The 1,866-nt window shown below is 58.6% G+C and carries 2 protein-coding genes; both read left to right on the top strand.

The window, feature by feature from the left end; all coding sequences use genetic code 11:
• Positions 1–151 precede the first annotated feature (151 nt).
• Positions 152–529: a fluoride efflux transporter CrcB gene (crcB, locus tag HEQ34_RS14255; RefSeq protein WP_296201573.1), complete on the top strand. Its 378-nt coding sequence runs from the start codon at positions 152–154 to the stop codon at positions 527–529.
• Complete coding sequence (locus HEQ34_RS14260; RefSeq protein ID WP_296201574.1) at positions 526–1,770, top strand: RluA family pseudouridine synthase; 1,245 nt, start codon at positions 526–528, stop codon at positions 1,768–1,770. Before crcB ends, HEQ34_RS14260 begins: the two co-directional genes overlap by 4 nt.
• Positions 1,771–1,866: the final 96 nt, after the last annotated feature.

Raw genomic sequence — 1,866 nt, forward strand, 5'->3', positions numbered from 1 at the left:
CCGCTCGCCGACCATTATTTTACGCGTGAGGCAGACCGGATCAAATTGCTGTCGTCGATGGAGGCATTTTTGGCAAAGCATAATCCCGCCTCATGATCTTGCGCGGCGGCAAAGCTTGCTAAAGTAGGCTTTGTCCCGCTACAGCGCGGTCATGAACCCCATCATCCTTGTCATGTCGGGCGGAGCCATGGGCGCAGCCTTGCGTTATGGCCTGTCCCGCGCCTTGCCTGTCGGCGCTGCTGGCTGGCCATGGCCGACCTTTGCGGCAAATGTCGCGGGCGGGCTGTGCATGGGTATATTGGCAATGTGGTTGATGCGCGGGGACAATGCGGCGGAACCGCTGCGTCTGTTTCTGGGTGTGGGCGTGTTGGGCGGGTTTACGACATTCAGCGCCTTCAGCCTTGAAATGGCGCAGATGGTGCAACGCGGGCAGATGGGCCTGGCGGCAATCTATGCGCTGGTGTCGGTAGTATTGGCGCTTGGCGCAATTTTCGCTGGTATGGCGATAGCAAAGGCAATTTGGGCATGAGCAAGAATGACGATAAGGGCATACGACAATTTGTCGTCGCCCCTGATGATGATGGCATAAGATTGGACCGCTGGTTCAAGCGGCATTTGCCCGATGCGTCGTTCAACATCGTGTCGCGCTGGGCGCGCACGGGGCAATTGCGCGTCGATGGCAAGCGGGCGACGCCGGGTGACCGGTTGTTGGCCGGACAGACTTTACGCGTTCCGCCAGCGGACACGTCCGCCGCATCCAGCGCACGGCCCGTGCGTAAGCGCCGTGACCTGACCGAAGACGAAATGGAATTCGCGCTGAGCATGGTCATCCACAAGGATGACGCTGCCCTTGTGATTAACAAGCCAGCCGGCCTTGCGACACAGGGTGGAACCAAGACCGAGAACCATGTCGACGGCTTGCTTGATGCCTTGGGCTTTGAGCTCGATAACCGGCCAAAGCTTGTCCATCGTTTGGACAAGGACACATCGGGCGCGTTGCTGCTTGCGCGGACATCGCGGTCGGCGGGGCATTTTGCCAAGGCATTTTCGTCACGCACCGCGCGCAAGGTATATTGGGCGTTGGTCGTCGGCGTGCCCGACATTGCCGATGGTTTCATTGACTTGCCCATCGGCAAGCAACCGGGCAGCGGCGGCGAAAAAATGCATGTCGATGAAAAAGACGGGCAATCGGCGCGCACCCGCTATCGCATCGTTGAACGGGCGGGCAACGCAACCGCCTGGGTCGAATTGCAGCCTTATACAGGCCGCACGCACCAGTTGCGCGTGCACATGGCCGCGATTGGTCATCCGATTGTCGGAGACGGCAAATATGGCGGCAAGGACGCGTTTCTGACGGGTACGATAAGCCGCAAAATGCATCTGCACGCCCGCCGCATCCGCATTGACCATCCCGCCGGCCATCAAATCGACGTTCGTGCCGATTTGCCCCCGCATATGAAGGCCAGCTTTGACGATTTGGGCTTCGATATGGAATTGGGCGATGCTTTGGTTTTGGACGCGCCTAAGTTCAGCGAAACCGCCGAGGGCAAAAAGCGCGTTGCAGCCAACATCGCCAAGTCGGCGCGCAAAGAACGCAAGGGCGAACGCCGCTCGCGTGGATCGGTGTCCGACAAGCCCAAGGACAACAAGCGCAGCCAAATGGCCGCTGGAAAGAAAATCGCAGCGAAGAAGCCGGTGATTAAGAAGGCCGTGACGGGTAAAGCGCCGGCAAAAAGGGCCCCTGCGAAAAAGCCTGCTGGGAAGAAATAGTCGCTTATTGTCTTCGTGTCTTTGTGCGAACCTTCTTGCTTTTTTGGTTCGCACGAAGACACGAAGGCAGGAAGATGTCGCTTTTTACGGCCTCCT

The sequence above is a fragment of the Sphingorhabdus sp. genome, assembly GCF_023910635.1.
Taxonomy (GTDB): domain Bacteria; phylum Pseudomonadota; class Alphaproteobacteria; order Sphingomonadales; family Sphingomonadaceae; genus Sphingorhabdus_B.

Coding starts and splice junctions, on each gene's coding strand:
- HEQ34_RS14260 (WP_296201574.1), top strand. CDS start 526: ATGAGCAAGAATGACGATAAGGGCATACGACAATTTGTCGTCGCCCCT.
- crcB (WP_296201573.1), top strand. CDS start 152: ATGAACCCCATCATCCTTGTCATGTCGGGCGGAGCCATGGGCGCAGCC.